This window comes from Krasilnikovia sp. MM14-A1259 (genome assembly GCF_047159535.1).
Classification (GTDB): domain Bacteria; phylum Actinomycetota; class Actinomycetes; order Mycobacteriales; family Micromonosporaceae; genus Actinoplanes.
In genome coordinates this window covers 6,435,753-6,461,694 of the sequence record NZ_BAAGAJ010000002.1, presented here as the reverse complement: position 1 = coordinate 6,461,694, position 25,942 = coordinate 6,435,753, and the positions used below count along the sequence as shown (strand labels likewise).

General features: G+C 72.9%; 23 protein-coding genes. 10 read left to right on the top strand and 13 right to left on the bottom strand.

The window, feature by feature from the left end; translation table 11 throughout:
• Window positions 1–455: 455 nt before the first annotated feature.
• The gene (locus tag ACMCNK_RS29395; RefSeq protein ID WP_412739583.1) at window positions 456–1,148 is read left to right on the top strand and encodes an SDR family NAD(P)-dependent oxidoreductase; all 693 of its coding nucleotides are present in this window, start codon (window positions 456–458) and stop codon (window positions 1,146–1,148) included.
• Between the two features lie 14 nt (window positions 1,149–1,162).
• On the opposite strand, the gene ACMCNK_RS29390 is transcribed toward ACMCNK_RS29395, so the two are convergent.
• A complete protein-coding gene (locus ACMCNK_RS29390; protein WP_412739582.1) occupies window positions 1,163–1,915 on the bottom strand; it encodes a dTMP kinase in 753 nt (250 codons plus the stop codon).
• Between the two features lie 98 nt (window positions 1,916–2,013).
• Between ACMCNK_RS29390 and ACMCNK_RS29385 the strand changes: the two genes are divergently transcribed.
• From ACMCNK_RS29385 to ACMCNK_RS29375, 3 genes are all read left to right on the top strand, one after another.
• On the top strand, window positions 2,014–2,160 hold the full coding sequence (locus ACMCNK_RS29385) for a GPGG-motif small membrane protein (RefSeq protein WP_412739581.1): 147 nt from the start codon (window positions 2,014–2,016) through the stop codon (window positions 2,158–2,160).
• 191 nt (window positions 2,161–2,351) lie between these two features.
• Complete coding sequence (locus tag ACMCNK_RS29380; protein WP_412739580.1) at window positions 2,352–3,266, top strand: MHYT domain-containing protein; 915 nt, start codon at window positions 2,352–2,354, stop codon at window positions 3,264–3,266.
• A gap of 27 nt (window positions 3,267–3,293) precedes the next feature.
• Complete coding sequence (locus ACMCNK_RS29375; RefSeq protein WP_412739579.1) at window positions 3,294–4,934, top strand: glycoside hydrolase family 13 protein; 1,641 nt, start codon at window positions 3,294–3,296, stop codon at window positions 4,932–4,934.
• A gap of 82 nt (window positions 4,935–5,016) precedes the next feature.
• On the opposite strand, the gene ACMCNK_RS29370 is transcribed toward ACMCNK_RS29375, so the two are convergent.
• From ACMCNK_RS29370 to xylA, 3 genes are read right to left on the bottom strand one after another with little or no spacing between them, the layout of a single operon-like run.
• Window positions 5,017–6,423 carry an MFS transporter gene (locus ACMCNK_RS29370; RefSeq protein WP_412739578.1) on the bottom strand — a complete coding sequence of 469 codons (1,407 nt, stop codon included), beginning with the start codon at window positions 6,421–6,423 and terminating at the stop codon, window positions 5,017–5,019.
• Window positions 6,424–6,432: 9 nt separating this feature from the next.
• Complete coding sequence (gene xylB, locus ACMCNK_RS29365) at window positions 6,433–7,893, bottom strand: xylulokinase (RefSeq protein WP_412739577.1); 1,461 nt, start codon at window positions 7,891–7,893, stop codon at window positions 6,433–6,435.
• Between the two features lie 2 nt (window positions 7,894–7,895).
• Window positions 7,896–9,083: a xylose isomerase gene (gene xylA, locus ACMCNK_RS29360; protein ID WP_412739576.1), complete on the bottom strand. Its 1,188-nt coding sequence runs from the start codon at window positions 9,081–9,083 to the stop codon at window positions 7,896–7,898.
• Between the two features lie 110 nt (window positions 9,084–9,193).
• Here xylA and ACMCNK_RS29355 point away from each other — a divergent pair, with 110 nt between their 5' ends.
• A complete protein-coding gene (locus ACMCNK_RS29355) occupies window positions 9,194–10,408 on the top strand; it encodes an ROK family protein (protein WP_412741030.1) in 1,215 nt (404 codons plus the stop codon).
• A gap of 134 nt (window positions 10,409–10,542) precedes the next feature.
• Here ACMCNK_RS29355 and ACMCNK_RS29350 read toward each other — a convergent pair whose 3' ends face one another.
• The 6 genes from ACMCNK_RS29350 to ACMCNK_RS29325 all read right to left on the bottom strand — a co-directional run bounded on the left by ACMCNK_RS29350 (window position 10,543) and on the right by ACMCNK_RS29325 (window position 18,253).
• The gene (locus ACMCNK_RS29350) at window positions 10,543–12,246 is read right to left on the bottom strand and encodes a substrate-binding domain-containing protein (protein WP_412739575.1); all 1,704 of its coding nucleotides are present in this window, start codon (window positions 12,244–12,246) and stop codon (window positions 10,543–10,545) included.
• A 245-nt stretch (window positions 12,247–12,491) separates the two neighbouring features.
• On the bottom strand, window positions 12,492–13,553 hold the full coding sequence (locus ACMCNK_RS29345; RefSeq protein ID WP_412739574.1) for a lactonase family protein: 1,062 nt from the start codon (window positions 13,551–13,553) through the stop codon (window positions 12,492–12,494).
• A gap of 39 nt (window positions 13,554–13,592) precedes the next feature.
• Window positions 13,593–14,189 carry a GTP-binding protein gene (locus ACMCNK_RS29340; RefSeq protein ID WP_412739573.1) on the bottom strand — a complete coding sequence of 199 codons (597 nt, stop codon included), beginning with the start codon at window positions 14,187–14,189 and terminating at the stop codon, window positions 13,593–13,595.
• A complete protein-coding gene (locus ACMCNK_RS29335) occupies window positions 14,170–14,556 on the bottom strand; it encodes a DUF742 domain-containing protein (protein ID WP_412739572.1) in 387 nt (128 codons plus the stop codon). The genes ACMCNK_RS29340 and ACMCNK_RS29335 overlap by 20 nt, the downstream gene beginning before the upstream one ends.
• Window positions 14,546–14,965 (bottom strand): roadblock/LC7 domain-containing protein, encoded by a 420-nt coding sequence (locus ACMCNK_RS29330; RefSeq protein WP_412739571.1) that lies wholly within the window; start codon window positions 14,963–14,965, stop codon window positions 14,546–14,548. The genes ACMCNK_RS29335 and ACMCNK_RS29330 overlap by 11 nt, the downstream gene beginning before the upstream one ends.
• A complete protein-coding gene (locus ACMCNK_RS29325) occupies window positions 14,966–18,253 on the bottom strand; it encodes a nitrate- and nitrite sensing domain-containing protein (RefSeq protein WP_412739570.1) in 3,288 nt (1,095 codons plus the stop codon). It lies immediately after the preceding gene.
• 224 nt (window positions 18,254–18,477) lie between these two features.
• On the opposite strand from ACMCNK_RS29325, the gene ACMCNK_RS29320 reads away from it, so the two are divergent.
• Window positions 18,478–18,900, top strand: a complete 423-nt coding sequence (locus tag ACMCNK_RS29320; protein ID WP_412739569.1) for a nitroreductase/quinone reductase family protein — start codon at window positions 18,478–18,480, stop codon at window positions 18,898–18,900.
• An 11-nt stretch (window positions 18,901–18,911) separates the two neighbouring features.
• Here the strand turns inward: ACMCNK_RS29320 and ACMCNK_RS29315 are convergent, their stop codons facing one another.
• The 3 genes from ACMCNK_RS29315 to ACMCNK_RS29305 form a co-directional block, all read right to left on the bottom strand.
• Window positions 18,912–19,376, bottom strand: a complete 465-nt coding sequence (locus tag ACMCNK_RS29315; protein WP_412739568.1) for a hypothetical protein — start codon at window positions 19,374–19,376, stop codon at window positions 18,912–18,914.
• A 180-nt stretch (window positions 19,377–19,556) separates the two neighbouring features.
• Complete coding sequence (locus ACMCNK_RS29310) at window positions 19,557–21,470, bottom strand: M48 family metalloprotease (protein ID WP_412739567.1); 1,914 nt, start codon at window positions 21,468–21,470, stop codon at window positions 19,557–19,559.
• 127 nt (window positions 21,471–21,597) lie between these two features.
• Window positions 21,598–23,043, bottom strand: coding sequence for a beta-N-acetylhexosaminidase (locus tag ACMCNK_RS29305; RefSeq protein WP_412739566.1), 1,446 nt, complete (start codon window positions 23,041–23,043; stop codon window positions 21,598–21,600).
• Window positions 23,044–23,126: 83 nt separating this feature from the next.
• On the opposite strand from ACMCNK_RS29305, the gene ACMCNK_RS29300 reads away from it, so the two are divergent.
• The 4 genes from ACMCNK_RS29300 (at window position 23,127) to ACMCNK_RS29285 (ending at window position 25,670) form a co-directional block, all read left to right on the top strand.
• On the top strand, window positions 23,127–23,657 hold the full coding sequence (locus ACMCNK_RS29300; protein ID WP_412739565.1) for an N-acetyltransferase family protein: 531 nt from the start codon (window positions 23,127–23,129) through the stop codon (window positions 23,655–23,657).
• 39 nt (window positions 23,658–23,696) lie between these two features.
• Window positions 23,697–23,933 (top strand): DUF2277 domain-containing protein, encoded by a 237-nt coding sequence (locus tag ACMCNK_RS29295; RefSeq protein ID WP_412739564.1) that lies wholly within the window; start codon window positions 23,697–23,699, stop codon window positions 23,931–23,933.
• A 74-nt stretch (window positions 23,934–24,007) separates the two neighbouring features.
• The gene (locus tag ACMCNK_RS29290) at window positions 24,008–24,256 is read left to right on the top strand and encodes a hypothetical protein (protein WP_412739563.1); all 249 of its coding nucleotides are present in this window, start codon (window positions 24,008–24,010) and stop codon (window positions 24,254–24,256) included.
• Window positions 24,257–24,521: 265 nt separating this feature from the next.
• Window positions 24,522–25,670: a magnesium and cobalt transport protein CorA gene (locus tag ACMCNK_RS29285; RefSeq protein ID WP_412739562.1), complete on the top strand. Its 1,149-nt coding sequence runs from the start codon at window positions 24,522–24,524 to the stop codon at window positions 25,668–25,670.
• The last annotated feature ends 272 nt before the right edge of the window (window positions 25,671–25,942 follow it).

The following is a 25,942-nucleotide window of genomic DNA, read 5'->3' as shown; positions in this document are numbered from 1 at the left end:
CGAATGTCTGAGCGATAGCTGAGAGCCGCGTGCATACTTGCTGAGGAACGCCTGCATCAGACATTCGGAGCCGCACCCGGCGGTGGGTGCGAACACGCGCGCAAACCCGTCGCCTACTTCATGACACCATCGGCTCCCCATCCGTCACAGCGACGGGCATCACGACCGGCGTTGCGACACTCGTCACTACCCAGTACGGCCCGATAGCCGAATGGGTTCACAGGCAGCATCGACCGGGTACTGATCGTCTTGAACCAAAAGCCCGCACGAGAAAGATCCCCGTCTCAGCGCGGAACGGGACCACCTGCCACAATGCGGCACGCCACGCCGCTATTCACTCAGCCGACAGGGTGACCCCCGCCTGGGGGACCTTGGACTTTCCCCTACCTGGGCCGTTTTTCCCGGGCTGCACGTGACGAAACGCACACCACCGTTCGCGGGTCTACGGTGTCGGCATGGAACGCACCGCGCTGATCACCGGCGGCACCGGCGGCCTCGGCGCCGCCGTGGTTTCCGCCTTCTCGGACGCCGGATGGCGAGTGATCGCCCCGATCCGGCCGCGCACCGGCCGTGCGCCCCAAGCCACCACCGCGCACGTCGAGACCGTGGAGGCCGATCTCACCGCGGCGCAGGACGTCGCGGCCGTGGTTTCCGCGGCGGCCGCCGTACCGGAGGCGCCGTTGCGGGCGGTGGTCAACCTGGTCGGCGGGTACGCGTCGGCGGGGCTGGTGCACGAGACCCCGGTCGAGGACTTCGAGGCGATGCTGCGGGTCAACCTGCGCCCCACCTACCTGGTCACCGCCGCGGCGCTGCCGCATCTCGTGGCCGCGGGCGGGGGCTCGGTGGTGTGCGTGTCGTCACGGGCGGCGCTCGCGCCGTTCTCCGGCGCCGCCGGATACGCGACCGCGAAGGCCGCCGTGCTGGCGTTCGCCAACGCCGTGGCGGTCGAGTACAAGGGCCATCACGTGCGGTGCAACACGGTCCTGCCCAGCGTCATCGACACGGCGGCGAACCGCGCCGCGATGCCCGGCGCGGACACCTCCCGTTGGGTGACGCCCGCCGAGATCGCGCAGGTGATCCGGTTTCTCGCGGACGACGCGTCCGCAGCGACCAGCGGTGCGGCCATCCCGGTCTACGGCCGGGCCTGACCCGAGCGCCCGGCTCAGAGCACGTCGGTGAGCTGGCGGCCCACCGCCGCGGCGCCCGCCGCCAGAGGCCCTGCGGCCAGCACCACCGCGCGGGTGCCTGCCACCACGGCGGGCAACCGCGGGACGGCAGCCGGGCGGGCCTGCCATGCGTCCAGGGCGGCCATCAGCGCGGCGGCCACCTCGTCGGGGCTGCGGTTCGCGTCCACCACGACGAAGTCGTCGTGTTCCGGCAGCGACTCGTACGCCGCCGACGCGGCGCGCAGGAACACCATCTCCTCGTGGTCGTACCCGCGGGCCTCGATCCGTTCGTAGGCGACCGTGGGGTCGACCGCCAGCAGGAACGTGACATCCGGCCGCGGGAATATCCGGTACGCCAGCCGGGCCCGCCGTTCCGCGCCCGGGGAAGCGCCGCGCGCCCGCAGGCTCGCGTACTGGCAGACGGCGTACCGGTCCATGATGGTGGTCTCGCCGGTGAGCAGGCGGCGCAGCCGGGTGTCGAGAATCGCGAACCAGCGCAGCAGCGACTCGACGGACAGCATGAGCCGGCGCCCCAGCAGTTCCTCGGCGTCGCGGCGGCCGAACCTCGCGGCGAGCCGCCCGAACCAGCGCCGGCCGCCGGCATTGCGCCGGTACGCCGCGCGTAAACCCTGCGCTGCCAGGGCATCCGCGAGCACGCGGGCCTGGGTGGTCTTACCGGAGCCGTCGATGCCGACGAGCGCGACCGTGCGCAGTCGGCGGCGGCGGGTGAAGGCGAGGTCGGTGACCATGCCCGTCAACGGTACCCGGGGAGGTCACGCACCGTCTCCGGCTGCTCGCACGGGGGAAGGCGGGTTTTCGAGAACGGTCGATCGGGTACCGCGCAGACATGGACCTAGTGCTCTGGATTCTCGCAGTCGTTCTGGTGGTCGCCGGCATTCTCGCGCTGTTCCGGCGCCAGCTCCTCTGGGGCATCGTGCTGATCGTCGTCGGTCTGCTCGTCGGGCCCGGCGGCGTCAGCATCTTCTCCTCCTGACCCCCTTCCCTACCGGTCGTGAGCCGGGGCCCCGCCAACGGCCGGCCCCGGCTCTGCTGTGGACGGTCACCCGGCAGACTGCAAAGAGTCAAGAGGCGCACACGCCGTGCGATCCCACACTTCGGACATGTGGCTGAATCCGTACGCACGATCCGACGGGCGGATCCGAAACGTACGCGAGGTACGGCGCTGTGGCCCACGTCCATCACTTCACCTACGGAGCCTTCAATCCGGTCGCCGCGTACCTGCTGGCGTTCCTCGGATCCTTCCTCGGGCTGCTCAGCACGGGACGGGCGCGCAGCGCCCGGACCCGGGGACGGCGTACCCGCTGGCTGATCATCGCCGCGTTCGCGATCGGAGGCGGCGCGATCTGGCTCATGCACTTCGTGGCCATGCTCGGCTTCGACGTCCCGGCCAGCCCGGTCCGCTACGACCCGCGCATGACCGCGTTGAGTCTGGGCCTGTCCGTACTCACCGTCGGCTTCGGACTGATGGTGGTGGGTCACGGACGTCGCAGCTTCCCGAAGACCCTGGTGGCGGGCATCCTCACCGGCGTCGGTGTGCTGGCCATGCACTACACCGGCATGGCGGCCATGCATCTGTCCGGGACGATCCATTACGACTCCGGACTGGCTGCCGCATCGGGCGTGATCGCGGTCGTGGCGGCGACCACCGCCCTGTGGTTCACGGTTTCCGTACGGGGGTGGGGCCCGATCACCGGCGCCGCGGCGATCATGGGCGTCGCGGTGTGCGGCATGCACTACACCGGCATGGCGGCGATGCGCGTCGAACTGGACCCGCAGATGGACCAGCCGGTGACCGGGCTGCGGCCGATGCTGATGATCGTGCCGATCACCCTGCTCAGTGCGGCCACGATTCTCGGGCTCGCCCTCAGCGCGCTGCAGGCGCTGACCGAGGAGGAGTTCACCGACGGTGCCGGCATCCCCCGCCGCGGCGTCCATGCGGACAGCGCGGGCTGGTCGCTCAAGGAGGCGTCGCTGACGGCGATGCGTCGCGCGCCGGGCACCCGGCCGTCGCCGCGCCCGGTGGCCCCGCGCTTGCCCACCCCGGACGAGGTCATGGAGGAGGCGCCGGCCGTCTCCTGACCGGCGGGCGGCCGATAACCTGGCCGTATGCAGTCCTCCGCCGACGACTGGTGGCGCAGCGCCGTCATCTACCAGGTCTATCCACGCTCGTTCGCCGACAGCGACGGCGACGGGATGGGCGACCTGCCAGGCATCACCGCCCGGCTGAGCAGCCTGCGCGACCTCGGGGTCGACGCGGTGTGGCTGTCGCCGTTCTACCCGTCACCGCAGGCCGACGCCGGGTACGACGTCGCGGACTACCGCGACGTGGACCCGATCTTCGGGACGCTTGCGGACGCCGACAAGCTCATCGCCGAGGCACACGCGCTGGGGCTGCGCGTACTGATCGACCTGGTGCCGAACCACACCTCCAGCGCCCACGCATGGTTCCGGGCCGCGCTCGCCGCGGCGCCGGGCAGCCCGGAACGGGCGCGCTACTGGTTCCGTGACGGCCGCGGCTCCGGCGGGGACGAGCCGCCGAACTCGTGGCCCAGCGTGTTCGGCGGGTCCGCCTGGGAACGGGTAGCGACGCCGGACGGGCGGCCCGGGCAGTGGTATCTGCACCTGTTCGACGTCAGCCAGCCTGACCTGAACTGGGCGCACCGAGACGTCCGCGACGAGTTCGTCGACGTGTTGCGGTTCTGGCTCGACCGGGGCGTCGACGGATTCCGGGTGGATGTGGCGCACGGCCTCATCAAGCAGGCCGACCTCGCGGACTGGCACTACCCGAACGCGATCCTCGGCGGGCTCGGCCACGAGGGACCGCCGCCACCGATGTGGGATCAGGAAGGCGTGCACCAGATCTACCGCGAGTGGCGCGCCGTACTGGACGAGTACCCCGGCGACCGGATCCTGGTCGCGGAGGCGTGGGTGCAGCCCCCCGACCGGCTCGCCCGGTACGTGCGGCCCGACGAGATGCACCAGGCGTTCAACTTCGAATACCTTGAGGCGCCGTGGGCCGCGGCGGCACTGCGTACCGTCATCGGGGGCAGCCTGACGGCCAACGGCGCGGTCGGGGCGCCCACCACCTGGGTGCTGTCCAACCACGACGTGGTGCGGCACGTGACCCGGCTGGGCTACCCCGTCGGGGAGTCCCGGCGGCACGGGATCGGGGCCGAGGACCCGCAGCCCGACCCGGGGCTGGGATTGCGCCGTGGACGCGCCGCGACGCTGCAGATGCTGGCGTTGCCCGGCTCGGCATACCTGTACCAGGGGGAGGAACTGGGGCTGCCGGAGGACACCCGGATGCCCGACGACGTACGGCAGGACCCCGCCTGGTTCCGGTCCGGGCACACCGAGAAGGGCCGGGACGGCTGCCGGGTGCCGATCCCCTGGGAGGCCGACGCCCCGTCGTACGGCTTCGGGCCGGCGGACGCGAGCTGGCTGCCGCAGCCGGGGGTGTGGGCGGAGTTCGCTCTGGACCGCCAGCGGGACGTGCCCGGCTCGACGTACGAGCTGTACCGGTCGGCGCTGCGGCTGCGCCGCGAGCTCGGGCTGGGCACCGGCACCGTGGACTGGGTCGGGTCCCCGGCCGACGTGCTGGCGTTCCGTAACCGCGGCGTGCTGGTGCTGACCAACTTCGGGCCGGAGCCCGCCGAACTGCCGCCGGGCGCTCAGGTGCTGCTGGCCAGTGAGCCGTTGACCGCCGACGGCCGGGTTCCCCAGGACGTCACGGTGTGGGCGCGCTGACCCGCCCCGCCCGGTCGTCGTGGCCCGCAGCAGCGCCCGGGCCAGCGGCACCGGGTGGGCCGGAATCACGCGGCCGGGTGGGTCACGGGCCGGGTTGGGCGGCCTCGACCGCCGCGGCGCGCGCCGCCAGCAGCGCACCGTGGGTGTCCGCCATGTCGCGGGCCACGGTGCGGGAGGCCAGCCAGTACATGATCCCGGTCGGGATGAAGAACATCTGGAAACCGGCCAGCCCGACCGCGTAGTTCAGCGGCGGCGGGAAGCCGGTGGCCAGCGCGCGGAACGCCACACCGACCAGCGCGTTGCCACCGGCCCGGCCGGCGCCGTTGACCAGGTTGCCGAGGCTGTAGACCGTGCCGCGGTGCTCGGGCGGGTTCACGTCGGCGATCATCGCGAACCAGTTCGGCGAGTTCGCCGAGGTCAACGCGAGCGCGAACACCGCGGTGGCGAAGCACGCGCCCACGGTCGGTTCGGTGAACACGTTCGCGAGCACGGCCCGCAGCACCGCGCCCGAACCCGCGCTGTCCGGGACGCCGATGCGCATCGGCACGAGGAACAACACCACGTAGAACGGCACGGCCGCGAGGACCCCGACCGCCGCGACCAGGGCGCGGCCGCGGGGCGTACGCCGTTGCAGCCGGTCCCCGATCAGACCACCCAGGATGGACAGTGCCCCGCCGACCTGGAACAACGTGGCGAACACGCTGCCGACCAGCACCGCGGTCCCGGACGAGTAGCCCTGTGCCTCCGCGCGCGAGCGGAACAGCACCGGCAGCCACACCAGCGAGCCGAGCGCGATCTGCGCCGAGAAGCCCTGCAGGATCAGCCACACGTTCGTCCGGCGGCCGAGGATCTTGGGCAGGTCATCGCGGTGGATGCGCTCGTCGTACTCGATCCCGGCGAGCTCCGGCTGGCTGTCGCCGCGCGGCACGTCGTACGTCAGCAGGTACGCCGCGGCGGCGATCAGCCCCGCGGCCGAGACCGCCAGGAACGGGCGCCGCCAGTCGTCGTGGCCCAGCAGTCCGCCGAGCATCGTCCCGGCGAGAGTGCCGACGCCCTGTGACAGCCCCCAGAAACTCATCGCGAGTCCACGGCGGCGCGGCGAGATCAGGTCGCTGACCACGGAGAAGCTGACCGACGCCACCCCGCCGAGCCCGATCGCGGCGACGACCTGGGCCGTCAGGAATCCGGAGTATCCGCCGGCCAGCCCGGACCAGCCGGTGCCGAGGACCCAGATGACCGTGCCGGCGATGAGGACGGGTTTGCGGTGGGTGCGGTCCCCCACGTACGCCCAGACGACCGCGGCCACCGCACTGATCAGGAACATCGCGGTGGTGGCCAGGGCGATCCGGGCCTCGCCGACCCCGAACGTGGCGGCGATGCTGCCGTACAGCGGGGGGACCAGGCCGATCGCCACATTGTCCAGCGAGGCGAGGATGACGAAGACGACCACGCTGTAGCCGCGATGCGCGGCGCCGCCCCAGACCGTCACCGTGGCAGGTTATCGGGACTTTCGGTCCACCACCGCGTCGCGAGCCGCCGCGTACTGCTCTCTGATCAACGGGACACTGTCGGCTTCGTACTTCTGGGGGGTCGCGGCCGACCAGGTCGGCGGATCGGCCGCGCCGGACAGCACCCAGGCGGCCTGGCGGGCGGCGCCGTCGGCGACGTACTCGCCGGGCGGGGGTACGAGCACGGGCAGGCCGAACAGCGCGGGGGCGATGCGGCGGACGGCCTCGCTGCGCGCCCCGCCGCCGATCAGGACGATCCGGTTGGCCTGCGCGCCGTGCCGCACGAGCGCGTCCAGGCCGTCGGCGAGGGCGCACAGCATGCCTTCGACCGCGGCCCGGGCCAGGTGGGCCGGGGACGCGGTGCGCAGCGTGAGGCCGTGCACCGCACCGGTGGCATGCGGCCGGTCCGGCGTGCGCTCACCTTCCAGGTACGGGACGAGGACCAGGCCGTCCGCGCCCGCGGGCGCGGTCAACGCGAGCCGGGACAGCTCCTCGTGGTCGACACCGAGCAGCCGGGCGGCCGCGTCGAGGACCCGGGCGGCGTTCAGGGTGACCACGATCGGCAGGAAACGGCCGGTGGTGTCCGCGAAGCCGGCGACCGTGCCGGTGGGGTCGTCCGTGGCGACGTCGGTGGCGACGAAGACCGTCCCGGAGGTGCCGATGGACACCACCACGTCACCGGGCCGGGCCCCGGCGCCCAGGGCGGCTGCGGCGTTGTCGCCCGCGCCGGGAGCCAGCGGTGCGCCGTTGCGCAGTGCACCGGCCACCCCGGTGGGGGCGAGCACCTCCGGTACCGCGATCCGCCGCCCGAAGCCCAGTTCGAGGAGGTCGAGGCGGTACTCGTTGGTGCGCGCGGACCAGTACAGCGTGCCGCTGGCGTCGCTGCGGTCGGTACGCAGCGCATCGAGGTCGGCCGTGCCTGGCGCCGGCCCGTCGGCGCCGGACAACCATCGCCCGCCCGCGCCGGCGAGGTGCCAGGTGAGCCAGTCGTGCGGCAGGCACACCGCCTCGACCCGGTCCGCGTTCGCGGGCTCGTGGCGGGCGAGCCAGCGCAGCTTGGTGAGGGTGAAACTGGCGACCGGCACGATGCCGACCGCCTCGGCCCAGGCTCGCCGCCCCCGCTCGCCGCCGCCGAGGTCGTCGATCAGCTCGGCGGCGGCGCCCGCGCTGCGGGTGTCGTTCCACAGCAGCGCGGGGCGCACGACCGCGCCGCCGGAGTCCAGGCACACCATGCCGTGCTGCTGGCCGGCGACCGACGCGGCGGCCACGTCGTCCAGGCCGCCGGCTCGTGCGGCGGCCTCATCGAGCGCCGCCCACCAGGCGTCGGGGTGCACCTCGGTGCCGTCGGGATGGGCGGCGCGCCCCTGACGGACCAGGGCACCCGTGGCGGCGTCGCGGATCACCACTTTGCACGCCTGCGTGGATGAGTCGATGCCCGCAACGAGGCTCATGCTCAGCGGGCCCGCAGCAGGTGCTCGACCGCGAGCTGGTGCAGCGCGACGAAGCCGTATCCGGATGCGCCGGCCGCGTCCGGGTCGAAGTCCTCGAACGCGCTGCGGTCGGCGAGCAGGTCGGCGTACGTCTCACCGGCGCCCAAGGTGGGTGTGGCCAGCTCGCCGACCCTGGCCGCCCGCAGCGCCGCCTGCACCTCCGGGTCGGCGCGGAAGGCCGCGGCCCGCTGCTTGAGCAGCAGGTACATGCGCATGTTGGCGGCGGCGGAGGCCCACACCCCCGCGGTGTCCTCGGTCCGCGACGGTTTGTAGTCGAAGTGGCGGGGCCCGTCGTACGCCGGGCCGCCGCCCGGACCGCCGAACTCCAACAGGTCCACCAGCGCGAACGCGTTGATCAGATCGCCGTGGCCGAACACGAGGTCCTGGTCGAACTTGGGCCCGTGCTGGCCGTTGAGGTCGATGTGGAACAACTTGCGGTGCCACAGTGCCTGGGCGATGCCGTGCATGAAGTTGAGGTTGGCCATCTGCTCGTGGCCGACCTCGGGGTTGACACCGAACAGCTCGGGGTGCGCCAGCTCGGTCACGAATGCGAGGGCGTGGCCGACCGTGGGCAGCAGGATGTCGCCGCGCGGCTCGTTCGGTTTGGGCTCGATGGCGAAGCGCAGGCCGTACCCGCGGTCGAGGGAGTACTGGGCGAGCACGTCGAGGGCTTCGCGGTAGCGGTCGAGGGCGGCGCGCACGTCCTTGGCGTGGTCGTACTCGGCGCCCTCGCGGCCGCCCCACAGGACGAGCGTCTCGGCGCCCAGTTCGGCGGCGAGGTCCATGTTGCGCAGGACCTTGCGCAGCGCGTACCGGCGGACCGCGCGGTCGTTGCTGGTGAAGCCGCCGTCCTTGAAGACGGGGTGGGTGAACAGGTTCGTGGTGATCATCGGGACCGCGGTGCCGGTCTCGTCGAGCGCCTTGCGGAACCGGGCGATGGTGGCGTCGCGCTCGGACGCGCTCGCGCCGAACGGCACCAGGTCGTCGTCGTGGAACGTGACGCCGTACGCCCCCAGCTCGGACAGCCGGTGCACCGCCTCTACCGGGTCGAGCGGCGGCCGGGTGGCGTCGCCGAACGGGTCCCGGGCCGGCCAGCCGACCGTCCACAGGCCGAAGGAGAACTTGTCGTCGCGCGTGGGCTGGACCGTCACGGTGACCTCCACGGGTGATCAGCGCCGCCGGTGGGGACTCGGGCGCATTTGTTTATTGGTTGAATTATTTGGCGGGCGTGTGGCATTGTCAAGGCGTGCATTCCCGCCCGATGGCCGCGCACTCCCGCGCGGCGGCATCACCTCGGAGTCCGATCGCGGCCGCCGACGGCCCCGTACGGCAGTCCAGCGTGCGGGCCCACAATCTCGCACTGGTCCTGCGGCACGTGGCGGAAAGCCCGAAACCGCCGTCCCGGGCGGCGGTCTCCTCCGCCACCGGGCTCACCCGGGCCACGGTCTCCGCGCTGGTCGACGACCTCGTCGCCGGGACGCTGCTGGCCGAGGTCGCCCCCGCCCCCCGGACCGGTGCCGGACGGCCCGCGGTCGGGCTCATCCTCAACCCGGCCGGGCCCGCCGCGCTCGGGTTGGAGATCAACGTCGACTACCTGGCCGGGTGCGTCGTCGACCTCACCGGGACGGTCCGGCACCGGCTCGTTGCGTACGCCGACCAGCGGCCCACCGGCGCCCCGGGTGCGTTGACCGCGCTGGCCGGGCTCGCCGGGCGCCTCCGGGAACTCGCGGCGGGTGACGGGCTCGGCCTGGCCGGCGCCGCCGTGGCCGTACCGGGGCTGGTGGCCGCGGACGGCCTGGTCCGGGTCGCACCGAACCTGGGCTGGCAGGACGTGCCCGCCGCGGCCCTGCTGGGCGCCACGCCCGCCCTCGCGGGGCTACCGCTGACGGTCGACAACGAGGCCAACCTGGCCGCGCTCGGCGAGCTGCGCGCGGGCGGCGGCGCCCGCAGTTTCGTCCACGTCTCCGGCGAGATCGGCATCGGCGCGGGCATCGTGCTCGACGGCGCCCTGTACCGGGGTGCCCACGGGTGGAGCGGCGAGATCGGCCACCTGCCCGTGTATCCCGACGGCCCGCCGTGCCGCTGCGGCGGACGCGGCTGCCTGGAGCAGTACGCCGGCCAGGAGGCCATCCTGCGGGCGGCCGGCGCGCCGACGCTCGACGCCCTCGACCCCGCCGAGCCCGGCGCCCGCACCGCCCTCACCGCGGCCGGCAGCGCGCTGGGCATCGCCCTCGCCGCGGTGGTCAACCTGCTCGACGTGGACACGGTCGTCCTGGGCGGCAGCTACGCACCGCTGCTGCCGATGCTGCGCGAGGCGATCGAGGGCGAACTGCGGCGCCGCGTACTCACCGCAGACCTGGCGCCGGTGACCCTGCGCCCGGCCACGCTCGGTGCGGACGCCGCGATGCGCGGGGCGGCCGACTCCGTGATCCGCGCGGTGCACGCCGACCCCGCCGCGTGGCTGGCACGCCGCTGACGGCACGCGCCACACCGCCGCTGACGGCGTGCGGCACAGCACTCCCCAGGCAGGCACGACGACCCGCCCAGCCCGGAAGCGCGACGGCCGCCGCTCCCCGGGTGGGGTGCGGCGGCCGTCTGCGACCGGGTGCGTCAGCGGTTGGCGCCGGTCCGGGAGGAAATGGCCTCCAGGAAGATGTCCGAGATCTTCGCCGGGTCGGGGGCGATGAAGACCCCACCGGAACTCGTCGCGTCCGTGATCGCCTGAAGCTCGTTGCGGTCGACCTCGTCGCCGATACCGATGATCACCATGCGGACCGGACGCTTCGGGTTGTTGAGCTTCTTCAACTCGCTGATGAGCTGATCGCGGCTGATGCCGTCCTTGTTCTCGTTCTTGCCGTCGGTGAAGAGCAGAACCGAGTTGACCCGGCCGGGCTGCCAGCTGTCCTCCACCGTCTTGTACGCGGCGAGCGCCGTGTCGTACAGGCCGGTGGCGCCGTTCGGCTTGGGCGTCAGCTTCTGGATCGACTCCTGGATCTGGCCGCGGGCCGAGGTCAGCGGGCTGATCGGGACGATCTCCCGCCAAGGTTGCTTGCCCTGCAGCTCGGTCGAGAACACCCACACGCCGACCGCCCACCGGTCGTCGAACAGGCTGAGCCCCTGCGACGCGGCGCGCTGGGTGACCTGCGCCCGGGTCAGGTTGTTCGCAGTCGGTACCGGTTTGAGCATGGAGCCGGAGACGTCGAACACCGCCAGCGCCCGACCGGGCAGCGTGATCGCCGCCCAGCTGCCCAGCGCCTGGCTGAGCACCGAGGCGTCCAGACCGCTCGCGGCCGCCCCGCCCTGCGAGTCGCCGGACGCGCTGGCCGGCGGGGTCGCCTCCGGGGCGCCCACGGGCGTCGCGAAACCGGCGCCCTTCGTGCCATCGGGGCCGCGCAGGCCGACCGAGGCCAACGCGTTCTTGAATTCCGGCTTCTGCAGCTCCTGGCGCAGGCCGTTGGCGGCGGCCGCCTTGGTCAGGTCGACCTCGGGCATGACCGCGAACGGGTAGTCCAGCGGCGGCGGCATCGGGTCCAGGTACAGCGCGGCGAGCTTGATCGGCGGGCCCTCGGCGTTGAACGAGACCACGTCCTCCTCCGACAGCGGTGCGGCGCTCAGGCTGCTCGCGATGTCGTTGGCTTCCTCGGAGTGCGGGAACTTCTGCAGCAGATCTTCGCGCACCGCGGAACTGCCCGCGGCCAGCGCGCGCAACGCGCCGACCTTGGCCGCCTGGGCGTTCGGCCCGGCGCCCGCGGATTGGCCCAGCGCCAGCAGCCCGGCGAGGCCGGCCGCGTCGCGGGTCGGGTCCACGATGCCGGTACGCAGCGTGTTGCTGGTGACCATCTTGCCGAGCAGGTCCTTCCAACCCAGTTTCTTGTCCGGCCAGCCGACCGCCTGCTGCGCGACAGGCACGGGCATGGCCACCACGATCGGGCTCTGCGCCACGGACTTGCCGTCGGTGGGCACGAAGCCGGAGGCCTCCGACTTGAGCCGCAGCAGCCACGTGGAGGAGTCCGGAAGCCAGACGTCCGGCGTCACCACGGACTGCGGGGCGGTGCCGAGCCCGACGAGCGTGACCTGGTGCTCCCGCGCGATGGCCGCAGCCATCTGGGCCGGGTTGATCGCGTTGACGGTGACGGCGACGCACGTCCCGTTGACCTGGGCGCCACCCTCGGTCCACTTCGCGGCGGTCCGCTCGATGGCGGGAGCGATCTCGGGTGCCGCGGCGACGTTCAGCTTGATGGAGCCGGTGCACCCCGAGTTGGCGAGCTGTCGGTAGCCGAGCCATGACCCGGCGAGGATGACGACGATCGCCATCGCGGCACCAACGACGCCCGCTCCTCGGAGATTGAAGTTCCTACGATGGCGACCTGACACGCGGTCCATACTGCGCATCCCGCGAGCTGATTGCCATATACGTTCGGACGAAAATTACTCGGATTGGAAGTTCGGGACTACTTCACCACTCTCCGTGGTCACTCGACTTCTTCCAGTATCGAGGTCTGGGCCTAATCTGGGGTTCTAGGGTGTAAATCTAGAAGATTCTGAATGTCCGATATGACTCATAGGCTGACCTGCCCGGGAAGCCAGCGCAGGAGGCACGTCGGGCTCGCCTCCCCGACCGGATCACCCTGCTGGCGGGGAATCCCGCTGTCCGGGTCGAGACGGAACACCGTGACACTGTGTGAGCGCTCGTTCGCTACGTACAGATGATCGGCGATCAGCGCAAGGTGACGCGGCCAGGATCCGCCCGTCGGCACCTCCGCCACCAGAACGGCCGCCGCACCGTCCCAGGCGAACGTCGAAATCGTGTCCGGACCGCGGTTGGCCACGTACACGAAGCGGCCGTCGCGGCCCGCCGCCAGCTCCGACGGATGGTTCTTGCCCAGCGTCGTGCTGGCCGCGATGTCGCCCTCGCGATGCAGAGCGCCGTCCTGGCCACCCGGCCGGTACCAGGCAAGGTCGCCGCGCAGCTCGCCCACCAGCAGTAACGCACCGTCGGCCGCCCGCAGCAGGTGACGCGGGCCGGTGCCCGGAGCCGTGACCACGGCCGGGCCGCCCAGCGTCAGCCGCCCCGAGGCCGGATCCAGCCGGCACCGCCACACCCGGTCCGACCCCAGGTCCGTCACCAGCACGTCCGGGCCGTGCGGGTCGGGCGAGACCATGTGCACGTGCGGGCCCTCCTGACGGTCCGCCACCGGGCCCGACCCGGCGAGATCCAGCAGATCACAGCGCGGGCCGGGGACCCCGTCGGCGTCCAGCGGGTGCACGGCGACGCTGCCGCTGTCGTAGTTCGCCACCAGCAGGTGCCGCCCGCCCGCCGCCACCGCCAGGTGACACGGGTGCCGCCCGCCGGTCGACTGCACCGCGAGCGGCGTGAGATCGCCGTCCTCGGCCACCGCGAACGCGGTCACCGAGCCGGCGTGCAGCTCGTTCACCGCGTACAGGACCGGGCGGGTGGGGTGGCGGGCCAGGAAGGACGGCGACGCGGTGGTCACCGCGAGGCCGAGACGGGTCAGATCACCGGTCGCCGGGTCACGGCGCAGCAGCGCGATGCCCTCGCCCTCGCCGCCGCTCTCGCCGGTGTAACAGCCGACGAAAAGGAACTCACCATGAGCACCCACGAGTGCATCCAATCAGACTTCCCTGGTCGTGTCCGGGGGTCAGCGGCCTGCCATCGCCAGCTGGCGGCGCGCGACGTACTCGACCAGCTCGATGAGCACGTTACGGGCGGCCGACTGCTGCCGCGCGTCGAACAGCACCACGGGCACGTCCGGGTCGAGATCCAGCGCCCGGGCCACCGCCTCGGGCGCGAACTGCCGCTCGCCGTCGAAACAGTTCACCGCGACCACGAACGGCGTCCCGCGCTGCTCGAAATAGTCGATCGAGGGGAAGCAGTCCGCCAGCCGCCGCGTGTCCGCGAGCACCACCGCGCCCAGCGCACCCTGCGACAACTCGTCCCACAGGAACCAGAAGCGGTCCTGCCCCGGCGTACCGAAAAGGTAGAGCTGCAGGTCGTCCGTAATGGTGATGCGCCCGAAGTCCATCGTCACCGTCGTGGTGCGCTTGCCCTCGACCCCGGAGGTGTCGTCGCCACCGTCGACCCCGGTGAGCACCTCCTCGGTCTGCAGCGGACGGATTTCGCTGACCGAGCCGACCATCGTGGTCTTGCCCGCGCCGAAGCCGCCGGCGATGAGAATCTTGAGCGCGACGGGGATGCGTGCGCGCGACGCGTCCCGGTCAGAGCGCACGGAGTCCATTGACAACCGCCTTGAGTACGTTGACGTCGTGCGGCTGAGAAGCCGCGGGAGGTTCGTACAGCGAAATAAGTCCTGCCGAGCGTAGATCACCGAGCAAAACCCGGACGACCCCGAGCGACAGGTCCAGTTTGGAGGCCAGCTCAACGATCGAGGTCGGCTCCCAGGCCGCGGCGACCAGGGCCCGGTGCTCGGGCAGCAGCGCCGGCATCGCCGGCACCTCCGGCACCGTGGCCACCACGAACGCCACCAGGTCGAGATCCCCGCCGGCCGGCGCGACCCGGCCCTGGGTCACCGCGTACGGCCGCACCACGGGTCCGGCGTCGGCATCGAGCCAGTCGTGGGACGGGCGGGACGGCTCAGCGGGCATCGGACGGGGACACGAAAGGCCGATCAGGCGCACCCATGAACTCCCCGACACGGGTCACCAGCATCGCCATCTCGTACGCGATGAGGCCCAGATCGGCGTCACTGGCCGCGAGCACCGCCAGACACGCCCCCTGGCCGGCCGCGGTCACGAACAGGAACGCCGACTCCATCTCGACCACGGTCTGCCGTACCGGGCCCGCCCGGAAATGCCGGCTGGCGCCCTTGGCCAGGCTCTGGAAGCCCGCGGCCATGGCCGACAGATGCTCGGCGTCCGCCCTGCTCAGCCCGGCCGACGCGCCCATCATCAGGCCATCGGCCGACAGCACCACGGCCTGCTCCGTCGACGGCACTCGCTCGACAAGATCGTCGAGCAGCCAGGTGAGGTTCGCGCTCTGGTTCGTGTGTGCCACTTATGCGTCCTTCTCCGGCCGGTTCCCATGGTCGTCGTCCTGTGTGGCGGCGGTGCCGCCGTCCCCGGTGCCGGGTGGCGGCTCCGGAGCGCTGTCCGCGTCGGCCGCATCCCGCACGGCCGGAAGCAGAACAGTCGGTGCGTCCGCGAGGGTGTGATTCTGCGCCGGGCGCGGCGGATGGCCGTCGGCGCCCGCGGAACCTCCAGCGCCCGCGGAACCCCCGGCGCACGCGGAACCTCCAGGGCCTGCGGAACCCCCGGCGCCCGCGGAACCTCCCGGGCCGGACGGCCCGCTGGGGGCCGGGGCGGCATCTACGGCCGGGTCTGCCGGCCGCCCGGGCAGATCTGTGGGGCGGCCGGGCGGACGCGGAACGGGCGGCGGCGCAATTCCCGCGGCGGCCTGCCTGCCACGGTTGGTGCCTCGCTGCAGGGCGCTCATCAGATCCCGCACACGCTCGGGGGAACGGGCCCGCGCCATGGCCGGCGCGGCCGCGGGTTCCCGCAGCTGCGGCGCGAGGCTCGCCTGGCGCACCCGGCGGGGCAGCCCGTCCAGTCCGGACGGCATGCCCGGCGCCCCGTTTGGTGGGGTTACTTCGGCCGGGCTTGCCTCGGTCTGGCTTACCTCGGCCGGGAGTGCCATGGCCGGGCGTGCCTCGGCCTGGCTTACCTCGGCCGGAATTGCTTCCACCGGGATTGCTTCAGCCGAGGCAGCTCCGGCGGGGGACGTGTCGGTCGAGCCGTCTTCGATCGGGGTGGCTCCGGCTGGGACCGCTTCGGCCGGGACGGCTTCCACCTGGGCCGGAGACACCGGCGTGACCGTGATCGGCACCGGGGACACCGGGGCCGTGGGCAACAGTGCCGGGGACACCGGCGCCGCGGGGAACGAGCGCAGCAACGGATCCGGGCGGTCGAGCCCGGCCGGAAGCGGGGTGGCCTCGGTCCGCTGGGGCGCGCGCCGGCCCGCGGTACGCCGGCGCCGCACCAGGCCGTCCGCGCTGAGCCCGTCCGCCACCGCGCTGCGACTCGGGCCGCCGAGCGCGGGCCGCTGCGGCTCGTCACCCGCAACCGGCCCGCCGGGCTGCGCCGGGTCGCCGAGCCGCGCCGGGTCGCTGAACTGCTCCGGGTCCCTGAACTGCTCCGGGTCCCTGAACTGCATGGGTCCATTGAGCTGCATCGGCTCGCTGAGCTGGATCGGCTCGGTGGAGCGCACCGGTTCGGTGGCCGTGCCGTTCAGCGCCACCGGGCGGCCGGCCACCGTGATGGATCGCAATTCCTCCGAACCCTGCCATTGCAGCGCCGCCAGTGAGCGCCGCGCGGGGTCCTCCGTACCGGAGCCGACCAGGGGGCCGTCCCAGGCCGGGTCCGCCGGTGACGGGCCTGCGGGTAGGGCCGGGCGGCCCGGCTCGGCGGTGACCAGCTCGCCCGGGATGAGCACGACCGCCGTGACGCCCCCGTACGCGGAGGGGCGCAGCGACACCCGGATGCCGTGGCGCCCGGCGAGCTGCGCCACCACGAACAGTCCCAGCCGGGCGCTGTCTGCCGGGTCGAAGTCCGGCGGCTCCAGCAGGCGCCGGTTGGCGTCCGCGATGGCCTCCGTGGACATGCCCAGGCCACGGTCCTCGATCTCCAGCGCGTACCCGTTGGGCAGGATCTGGCCGATCACCTCGACCCGGGTGTGCGGCGGCGAGAACGACGCGGCGTTCTCCAGCAGCTCGGCGAGCAGGTGGATGACGTCCCCGACCGCTCGTCCCAGCACCGCGGAGGACACGACGGAACGGATGTCGATCCGCTTGTAGTCCTCGACCTCGCTGATCGCGCCGCGGATCACGTCGATGACCGGTACCGGGTTGCGCCAGCCCCGGCCCGGCGCCGCGCCCGCGAGGATGACCAGGTCCTCCGCGTGGCGCCGCATGCGGGTGGCCAGGTGGTCGACGCGGTACAGATCCTCCAGCTCCTGCGGCTCGGTCTCGCGGCGTTCCATCCGGTCGAGCAGGGCGAGCTGGCGGTGCAGCAGCGTCTGGCTGCGCCGGGCGATGTTGAGGAACACCTCGTTGATCCCGCGCCGGACGTTCGCCTCCTCCACGGCGGACTGGACCGCGGTGCGCTGCACCTCGTTGAAGGCGTGGCCGACCTGGCCGATCTCGTCCTTGCCGTACTCCAGCGGCGGGGTTTCGACGTCGACGTCGACCGCCTCGCCACGCTGCAGGCGCCGGATGACGCCGGGCAGTCGTTCACCGGCCATCTCCAGGGCCTCGCCGCGCAGCCGGATCAGGCGGCCGACCAGCGAACGGCCGACCCGGACCGACACCACGATCGACGCGATCACCGCGAGGAGACCGAGGACGCCCGCGACGGCGAGCCGGCCGAGCACCCGCATCGCCAGCGGGGTGGCGCGTTTCGTCAGCGAATCCGCCGCGGCCAGCTCGAACGTGCGCAACTGCAGCGTGGAGCTGTCGTACGCGGGCTGCCAGTCCGTGCCGCCGACCGGCGACTTCTCCCCCGCCCGGGCGGACTCGACGAGCACGTCCTGCATCTCGCGCAACCGGCTGAACGCGGGCCCGGTACTGAGCCGCTGGAACGCGGCCCGGTCCGCGGGTGGCAGGTCCGCGACGCCGTCGGCGAGCAGGAACCGTGCGGTCGCGATGGCCTGCAGCAGGTCGCGCCGTGACTCCGCGGTGAGTCGCCCGGCCGCGTCCGCCCCGGCGAGCAGCGAGTCGGTGCGGCTGAGGTACTCCTGGCCGCGCCCCACCGTGGTGAGCGCGCGGATCTGCCGGTCGACCCGCTCGTCGTTGAACGTCGCGGTCGCGGTGAACAGCTGGAACCCGGCGTCGACCATCGCGTTGTACAGGCTCTGGGCGGCGACCGGGTCGAGCCGGCGCGAGTCGATCTGGGCACGGTTGCCCGCGAGCCCGTCGAGGTCCGTGATGAGCTGGGCGACCCGGGTCCGCAGCGTGGGGCTCGCCGCCTGCTGGGCGTCGTCGCCGGTCGCGCGGTGGCGGAACGTGGCCGCGGCCCGGTCGGTCGCGGCGCGCTGCGCGGTCAGCAACGCGGGGTCGCTGCTGGGGTTGGACAGGAACGCCACGCTCAGGCGGCGCTCGTGCTGCAGCTCCCCGACCAGCGCCTCGCCCGGGTGGCCGACCGTGTCGAGCAGCGTATTGGCGGACAGCAGGTTGAACGCGGGCCCGGCGGTGAGCACGGTCGCGAAGATCCACAGCGCGAGCAGGGCCGTGAGCGGCACCGTCACCAACGCGATGATCTTGGACCGGATCGACCAGTTGCGGGTTCTCATCAGGCTCCGCCCGAGGGGTTCAGCAGGGGACCGACACCACACCGCCCATCACGGTCGTCAATGCCTGACGAATCGTAACGGGCCGCGAGCGCCTTCGGCAGAATACGTAAAGGTGGGCCGGGGAGCCACCACCAAGGCGTACCAGATGAACAGTTAATGTCCTTTTTGGTCGATGAGTTTGGCACTGTTCCGTCCATCGACGAGCCCGCGGAGGAAGCGACGCCATGACCATGCCCGACGACATCCTGGCCTACAACCGCACGCTGATCGCATCATTCCGCGCCGACGGCGGAGCGTCCATCGGCCACCGGCGCCTGCTGTTGCTCACCACGCGCGGCCGGCGCACCGGCGAGCAACGGACCAGCCCGATGATGTACGTCGAGGACGGCGCCCGGCTACTGGTCATCGCGTCCAATGCGGGCGCGGCGACCGACCCGTACTGGTACCGCAACCTGGTCGCCGATCCACACGTCACGGTCGAACTGCCGGGCCGCACGTACGCGGCGCACGCCACCTCGCTGACCGGGGCGGACTACGACCGGCAGTGGGTGCGGATCAAGCAGGACCACCCGTTCTTCGCCGAGCACGAGGAGAAGGCGGGCCGGACGATTCCGCTGGTGGCGCTGACGGAGGATCAGGCGGGCTAGACCCGCGCCGCTCAGGTCTCGGACCGGGCGGCCGCCCCCGTCTCCGTCGGGGCGGGCGGAGGGCTCGGCGAGACCGTGCCCTGGCCACCGCCGGTCGGCTCGGTGCCCGGGGTGCTCGGCGTGACGGTCGGGTCGGTGCTCGGCACGGACGGCGACGCGGGCCCGCTCGGCTCCTGGCTCGGCTCCGCCGACGGCGTGGTGGGGGTGGGCGGCGAACTCCGCGGCTTGTGCGCCCTAGGCGTACCGGACAGCTCGACGAGCCGCCCGCGAGGGCGCGTGTCGACCACCACGGACGGGTCGTCCCGGGCTGCCGCGCCGGCGCCCCCGGCCTCCTTGTTCACCTGCTGCGGCACGATCACGGCCGGAGGCCCGGCGGGTGGTGCGGCGGCCGGTCCGAACTGGGCACCCAGCCACATCGCGGGGCCGAGCCCGACCGCGACGATCGTGGCGAAGAGCGCCAGCGGTCCACGGTCCATCAGCGCCCCCTCCCTGCTCGACGAACAGCATCGCCGCACGTTCAGGGATCCATCTACCCAAATGTGGCGACGACCATGCCAACACCACCTGATGTCAGTGTGGCCCTCAGGGGCGCGCGGGTTGCCGATACGTCGGAAGTCGGTCCCCGTTGATAGGCACGGACCGGGCGGCCGTTCGGTTCACCCCGAGTCGGACGTTGCGCGCGTACGGGCGAGAAAGGCCACCGCCTCGTCGAACGCCGCCCAGCCCCCGGGCAGCTCGTCCGAGTCCAGCCCGGCCCGTACGCCCAGCGTGGCGCCATCGCGCAGGCGCAGGTCCCAGGCGCGCGGGCCCCGCCGGGTCCGGACCGCGCCGGCCACCTCCGTGTACGGCAGGAACCGGCTGCCCGGTGCCGCCACCTCCCGCTCCCCGGCCTCGGCCGCCGCGAACCGGGCCAGCCGCACCTTGGCCGAGCCGTTGCGGGCGCGGGGCAGCCCGGGCACCAGGAACAACCCGGTGTCCACGATGAGCACGTCGGTGCGGGCGCCGTCGACCACCAGGTTGACCACCCCGCCGACCACCTCGGCCCGCCCGGCCGCCGACCGGCCGGTGGCCGCGGGTGCGGCCGGGTCGATCCCGAGCGCCGTCAACCGGTCGCGGGCCGCCGTCACGGTCGCGGGATCGGCGACCAGCGCGGCCGGCCCGGCCACATCAAGGTGGGTGCCGTCGATGGCGACGAGTTCGGCCGTACCCGTCCAGCTGTGCCGCCAGCGGGCGACGCCGCTGCGCAGCGCGGCAAGCGCGAACAGCAGCGTGATCAGCTCCGCTTCCCGCCCGGCGGTCTGTTCCGCGTCCAGATCCGGGAAGACGGACTCGGCGGCCTTGCGAAGCCGGTTGTCCGCGGCGAGGTCGAGCACGTCGGCGGCGTTCGCCACGGGCACCCCCGCGGCGCGGGAGATGGCGGTCAGCGCGGTCTCGGCCTCCCGCTCCATCTCGGAGGTCCGAGCCGCGCCGAAGAACGTGTCCCAGTCCACCGCCGTGCGTCCCTGCGGTGGGTACGCGATCTCCTGCAGCGCGCGCCCCAGCCCGGGCAGGTCCGGCACCAGCTCGCCGTCAAGGCCCGACTCTCTGCCGGGGAGGATCCCGCCGGGCGCGGGCCCGTCGTCAGGAACGGGCCCGCCGTCGGGAGCGGACGGGAGGGCGGAGAGCCTTTCCGCCACCGGCGGATGGGTGTCCCACCGGCCCGGGATCGGTTGCGGCCGGGCGCGCAGGCGGGCGGCCTCGTCGGCACGGGCGGCCAGCATCCGCAGGAAGCCGCCGAACAGGTCGTCCGGCGTGTGCCCGGCCTGCCGGCCGGGAGCGACGTACTCGGCGAGGAACAGGTGCTGCATCGCGTCCAGCACGGGCAGGTCGGTGAGCACCACGGCGGCGGCGTGCGCTCCGGCGAACCGCGCGGCGACCTGGTCCGCGGCCAGCTCCTGGGCCCGGCTGAACGGTGCGTCGAGCCGCCGGTACAGCCCGGCGTACGCGCGCAGCACCGGCCCGGCCGGGTTGCGCCGGACGATCCGCGGCACGGTCCGGGCGACCGCCATCCGCCCCCGGTACGCCAGCGGCGCGAACCGCGCCCCCCGCGACGAGAAGTGGGCCAGCTCGTGCGCCACCACCGCGCGCAGCCGCGCCACGTCCCACACCTGCAGCAGCGGCAGGCCCAGGAACAGGTCGCGGCGCCCGCCGGTCAGCCCCAGCAGCCGCGTACGTTCCCGCAGGGTGGCGGCCGCCTCGGCGACGATCGTGACCGTGTCCGGTGCCCGGGTGCCGGCCGCGGCGGCGGCCGCGTCGAGCAGCGCCCAGAGCTGCGGGGCGTCCGCGCGGGTCACGGGCACACCGGCCGGTTCGGCGTGGCGGGTGCGCAGCGCGCGCCACGTCGCGTACGCCAGCACCCCGACGGTGGCCATGCACAACGGCGCGCCGACCTGCGCGGCGAGCGTGCCCGGCAGCATTGCGAGCAACACCAGGATCAGCACGCCCACGAACGCGATCTGGCCCACCGCGACGGCGAGGAACCCGGCCAGCGCGACGGCCGACCGCAACGCCCGCCCGCCGTGCCTGTCCACGCGGCAAGCCTAGAGGCGGCCGGCGCCACCCGGTACCGGGCACCCGTCCGGTGGACCGCCGCCGTCACACCCAGGAATCCCGCCGTCACACCCAGGAATCCCGCCGTCACACCCAGGAATCCCGCCGTCACGCCCAGGGGATCTCGGGCGAGCGGTGGAACGCGATCCCCTGCGCCCTCCAGCGTGGGCCGAACGCGGCGAGGCGGCGCCGGAACGACGCCCAGTCCCGGGCGGTCTGGGGCGACCAGGCCACTTCGGCGATTGCGGGCAGTCGCGGGAACGTCATCGTCTGTACGTCGGTGAGGCTGCGCAGGGTTTCCGACCACAGCGGAGCCTCGACCCCGAGCAGCGCCTGCTCACCGACCCGGGCCAGCCGGGTCGCCGGGTCCCAGTCGTACGCCCGGGCCACGTCGAGCGGCCCGGCCCAGTCCAGGCCGGGTTCGCTGTCCGCGGCGTACTTCATGTCGAGGTACGTGCGGTCGGCGGGCGACATGATGACCTGGCAACCGTTCGCGGCGGCGCGGGCCACCCCGGCGTCGGCCGCGCGTGTACGCCAGAACTGCGGCACCGCGGTGTCCGGCAGGTCGACCGCGGCCACCTCATGCCAGCCGATCGGGCGTTTGCCGTACCGGGCGACCAGCGGCAGGACCCGGTGCAGGAACGTGCGGTAGTCCGCGGCGCTGGTGGCCTTGGCCTCGTCGCCGCCGATGTGCAGGAACGGCCCGGGGGTCAGTGCGGCGACCGCGCGGATGACGTCCTCGACGAACGCGTACGTCTGTTCCCGCCCGGCGTCCAGCGAGCTGTAGCCGACGGCGCGATCGTGGCGGGGAGCCACCCGGCGGCCGTCGCCGGCCAGCTCCGGGTACGCCACCTGGGCGGCGTTGACGTGCCCGGGCATGTCGATCTCGGGAACGATCGTGATGAACCGGCCGGCCGCGTAGGCGACCAGGTCCGCGTACTCGGCGGCGGTGAGGAATCCGGGCCCCGCGCCGCCGACGCCGGTGCCGGGGCCGCCGCCGATCTCGGTGAGCCGTGGCCAGCCCTCGATCTCCAGCCGCCAGCCCTGGTCGTCGGTGAGGTGCAGATGCAGGTGATTGATCTTGAATTGGGCGATCGCGTCGATGAACGAGCGCACCTCGTCCGGGGTGAAGAAGTGCCGGGCCAGGTCCAGCATCGTGCCGCGGTAGGCGAACCGGGGCCGGTCCAGGATCCGGCCGCCGGGCAGCACCACGTCGCCCGCACGCCCGGCGACCGGCAGGAGCTGGCGCAGCGTCTGCACGGCTGCGTGCAGGCCCGCGGGTCGTTCGGCCGCGACGGTCACGGCGTCGGTCGCCACGTCCAGGCGATACCCCTCCGCGCCGTGACCGTCCTGCAGCTCCATCCGGATCGTGCCGTCCGGCCGCATCGGGACGGGGTGGCCGGTGGCCGCCCGCAGCAGCTCCGCGAGCTGCCGGGCCACCGGCTCGGCGCCGGGCGCGGCCCGGATGGCAGCGTCCGGGCCGATCGTGAAGTCCGCGGCCGGATCCGGCCACACCTGGGCCGGGACCGGGATGACATCGCCGAGCTGCCCCACCCGCCCGACTCTAAGGCCTGTTTCCAGTTCATGGCTACGGCTGTGCCACGGGCGTCGACGCGGCGGCGGATAGGGTGGGCGCCATGCCGATCACCACGCGGCGCGCCGTCGCCGCCGACGCGGACGAGTTGCACGACGTCGCCGCCCGTACGTTCGGCCTGGCCTGCCCGCCCGGCACCCCGCAGAGCGACGTCGACGCGTTCGTCGCGAAGCATCTGTCCGCGCAGCGGTTCGCCGCTTACCTCGCGGACGGCGACCGGATCCTGCTGCTCGCCGAGGACGACGGCAAGCCCGTCGGCTACGCGATGCTGGTGTCGGGCCCGATCACCGACCCGGATGTGCGCGCGGTCGTCCCGACCGGGCCGAGCATCGAGCTGAGCAAGTTCTACGTGCTGGAGGACAGCCACGGCAGCGGGGCCGCCGGTGCGCTCATGGCCGCCACGCTGCAGGCCGCGGGCGGTACCGGGGCGGCACTGTGCTGGCTGGGGGTCAACCAGCGCAACGCGCGGGCCGCCAAGTTCTACGCCAAGCACGGCTTCGAGGTCGTCGGCACGAAGCGGTTCAAGGTCGGCGAGCAGTGGCACGACGACCACGTGCGGACGCGCCCGCTCTGACGCCTTTGCGGAACGCGGGTCACGGGCGACGATGGGCCCATGTGCCGAAGCATCAAGACCCTGCGCGAGCCGTACACCAGTGATGTCACGGACGCCGAGATCCGCGCCGCCGCCCTGCAGTACGTACGCAAGATCTCCGGTTTCCGGGCCCCGGCAGCGCACAACGCCGAGGCCTTCGACGCCGCGGTGAGCGCGGTGACCGCGGCGACCAAGGACCTGCTGGAGCATCTCGTGGTGCGTTCCGGCCCGGCCGCGGCGCGACTGACAGGCAGCTGACAGAACCCGATGTACGGACCGGCGTGTCCGGGGCTCTTCTGGGTGTATGGCCCGCTGGAGGGAGGGACCCCGAGATGAGCACCATGACCGCCCCGCTGACCGCCGCCCGCGCGGAAGCGCTGTACGTGAGCCCGCTGGAGACCGGTGTCCGGCCGAGCCGCGCGGAGGTCACCTCGGCCATCCTGGCCGCTCTGCGCAGCCATGGCGGCGTGCGCGGCTGCGCCGCCGACGTCGCCGGCGAGTACGGCGAGTACCCCACCACCGCCGCACGGCGGATGACCTGGGCCCTCGGCGTGGTCGACGCGGTGTACGGCGTCGACTGACCGATCCCGGCTTCTCCCGGCCCCGCCGCCCCGCCCGGGTGGTGGGGCCGGTCCGTGAGACGGGCCGGGGCGGTCTGCGCGACGGCGCCGAAACTGTCGGGGGCGAGCGGTAGGTTTCATTCTGCGGATCGGCGCCACGGGGGCGCCGATCCGTCCATGTCCGGCCGCGCTCCCACCGGCCCCTGCCGGTGGACCTGCCTGGGCGCTCGTGCACCCGGCCGCTAACCTCGGCCTCCGGCGCAGGCGAGGCGACGGAGGTGCACGGATGCTGGGTTGGTCGCGACGGCGGGAGCAGCCGCTCGCGGAGCGTCCCCCGGGCCCGTTCGCCCAGTTCCTGCTGCGGCGCCGGCTTCAGGGCCGCCGGCTCCTGTCCGGGCTCGTCGGCCCGGAGCCGCTCATCCCTGCGCCGCGCCGCCCCAACCCGTCCGCGGTCGTCGACTGCGCGGTCTACGTCGACGGGGTGCGCCGGCCCGGCCGCCCGCATTACTCCGACGCCCGCCGCCAGGCGCGCCGGCACCGTGGCGGGTTCGTCTGGCTGGGCCTGCACGAGCCGGACGAGGCCACGATGACCTCGATCGCGACGGCGTTCCGCCTGCACGAGCTGACCGTCGGGCAGGCGGTCGCGGCGGGCCACCGGCCCGCGGTCGAGTCGATCGGCGACGTGACCCGGCTCGTGCTGCGCACCGCCCGTTACGTCGAGCACGACGAGCTGACCGCGACGTCGGAGGTGGTGGACACCGGCGACGTCACCGTGCTCATCGGTGAGCATTTCGTCATCACGGTGCGCCACGGGGCGGCCGGTGCCCTCGCCCCGGTGCGGGAGGAGTTGCAGCGCCGCCCCGACCTGCTTGCGCACGGTCCGTGGGCCGTCGGCTACGCCGCCTGCAGCCGGATGGTCGATATTTACCTCGACGTCGCCGGTCACGTGGAGAAGGACCTGGAACGCCTGGAGGAGAGCGCGTTCGCGCCCGACACCAGCCCCGACATCGCGCACATCTACCAGCTCAAGCGGGAGATGGTGGAGTTCAAGCGGGCGGTGCTGCCGCTGCAGGAGCCGCTGCACCGGCTGCTCGGCGCCGAGACGCTGCCCGAGCCGCTGCGCCCGTACTTCGCGGACGTGCGGGGGCGGCTGGCCCGGGCCGTGGACCGGGTGGCGGGCTTCGACGACCTGCTCAACTCGATCCTGCAGGCGCGGCTCGCGCAGGTGTCGGTCGACCAGAACAACGACATGCGCAAGATCGCGTCGTGGGCGGCGATCGCGGCCGTACAGACCGCGATCGCGGGCATCTACGGCATGAACTTCGAGAACATGCCGGGACTGCACTCCGTGTACGGGTATCCCGCGGTGATGGCCCTGATGGTGGTCGCTGCCGTGATCCTGTACCGCCGCCTCAAACGCGTGGGCTGGCTGTGACGCTGTGTCATCGGAGGAGGCGCACATCACGTCACCCACCTGGCGTACGTTCTGGTGGTGCGGAATGTGATCACCGCGATGTTTGAGGCCTCAGACAACTCAAAACTCGTCCGAACGGGCACCCCCACATCGACCGGAACCGCATTCCTCGACTCCGGACGGAAGCCCAACGCGACCCGCTCTCCCCTAGCCGTTGAATACGCGGTGTAACTACCGTTTCCGGCAGATCACCTACTGGGGGCGGTAGTGGAGAACATGGTGTGGCCGCAGCG